The organism is Candidatus Erwinia dacicola (assembly GCF_001756855.1).
Lineage (GTDB): Bacteria > Pseudomonadota > Gammaproteobacteria > Enterobacterales > Enterobacteriaceae > Erwinia > Erwinia dacicola.
In genome coordinates this window covers 1-1,483 of record NZ_MAYS01000410.1, presented here as the reverse complement: position 1 = coordinate 1,483, position 1,483 = coordinate 1, and the positions used below count along the sequence as shown (strand labels likewise).

The following is a 1,483-nucleotide window of genomic DNA, read 5'->3' as shown; positions in this document are numbered from 1 at the left end:
GAATTCAACAAAGAATTTCTAATTGAATTCCCAAAAGAATTATGTAAGAATTCTCAAATGGAACTATTTTAGAATTCAAAAAGGAATTCTTCATTAGCGATGAGGATGTAAGTATGCCTGTTATTGTTTTCGTATCACCGAAGGGGGGAGCAGGGAAGACTACTTCAGCTTTAGCATTAGCTATGCAGATCGCGCGGCGCGTTCCCGTCACCGTTATTGATGCCGACCCGAACCACCCTATTAAAACCTGGTCAGAGGGCGGAGATACTCCACAAAACATGACCATTATTTCAGACGTTACGGATAAAACGATCGGTGAGACTATAGCTGAAGCCGCGACAAAAACACCTTTCGTAATCGTCGACCTGGAGGGAACAGCAGCAACAATAGTTGCATATGCGATTGCAGAATCAGACTTTGTAGTCGTACCTACACAAGGCTCGCAACTGGACGCCGAACAGGCAAGCAGAGCCTTTGGGTTAATCAGGGCACATGAACGTGGTATTCAGAAGCATAAACCTGATTACAAACTACCTTACGCTGTTTTGTTCACACGTACGTCGGCCGCAATCCAGAGCCGGGATACAAGACATATTCGTAAAAGCTTTAAAGCAGGGGGGATTCCTTTCTTTGAAACAGAGTTAAATGAACGGGCCGCTTTCAAAGCGATGTTTTCATATCGCCAACCTCTTGAAACCCTTCCCCGTGACGAAGTTTCAAATGTAAATAAAGCAATTGAAAATGCAGAGGCCTTCACTCGAGAAGTGATAGCAAGAATTACCTCAGATGCGTCACAGCAACAAGACAAGGTCACATTATGAGTCGTGTAGATCCATTGGATAGCTTGAAGAATTTCGAGCCTAAATCAGTTACCGAGCATAAACCAAGGCAAAGCAACGCAGAAATTGAGGAGCTAGCCAACAAACACGGTTTTGTCAGTCGCCAGTCAACACCGGCAACTCCACCAGTCGAACGGTCAAAGCGGCGATTTAAAACCGGACGCAATATACAGATCAACATTAAGGGTGAGCAGGAGACCAAAGACGAGCTGTACCGCGTCGCCGATATTATTGATGAGCCATTAGGCGAAACTCTTAAGCGGGCATTAGCGGCTTTGAAACGAGAACTGGAAAACGGGAAAGGTATATAAATTAGCTCATACATAATGTGCCGGGTGTTACACCGACTTACTGCCAACAACCGGCACAATCATCCCATCCCTGGCCAGTCTGGTCATTAGTAAGCAGGCAGTCAATGATCATACAGTTATGGACATCCGCTATCATATTAATTTCACTCAATAAATACTCCACCTGTTCTTTTAGTTGTTCATCGTTTTCAGAGGTCAAAGGTATCCGGTATTCATTTCCGCCTAAAGTTTGCCCCTCAAATTCAGCTTCGATGAACCAGTCAATCAACTCCCTGGTCTTTTTCTTTCCTCGGGTAAATTTACTGCCATTTTCTATCTGTCAATACCGATCGA

General features: G+C 44.3%; 3 protein-coding genes. 2 read left to right on the top strand and 1 reads right to left on the bottom strand.

Translation table 11 applies throughout. The features are described from left to right. Positions 1–113 precede the first annotated feature (113 nt). Together BBW68_RS11275 and BBW68_RS11270 are read left to right on the top strand one after the other, a co-directional pair. Positions 114–821, top strand: a complete 708-nt coding sequence (locus tag BBW68_RS11275) for a ParA family protein (protein WP_070135438.1) — start codon at positions 114–116, stop codon at positions 819–821. Beyond that, positions 818–1,150 (top strand): stability/partitioning determinant, encoded by a 333-nt coding sequence (locus BBW68_RS11270; protein WP_070135437.1) that lies wholly within the window; start codon positions 818–820, stop codon positions 1,148–1,150. Before BBW68_RS11275 ends, BBW68_RS11270 begins: the two co-directional genes overlap by 4 nt. A gap of 37 nt (positions 1,151–1,187) precedes the next feature. Here the strand turns inward: BBW68_RS11270 and BBW68_RS11265 are convergent, their stop codons facing one another. Next, entirely contained in the window at positions 1,188–1,418 is a 231-nt protein-coding gene (locus BBW68_RS11265; protein WP_070135436.1) for a hypothetical protein, read from the bottom strand. Positions 1,419–1,483: the final 65 nt, after the last annotated feature.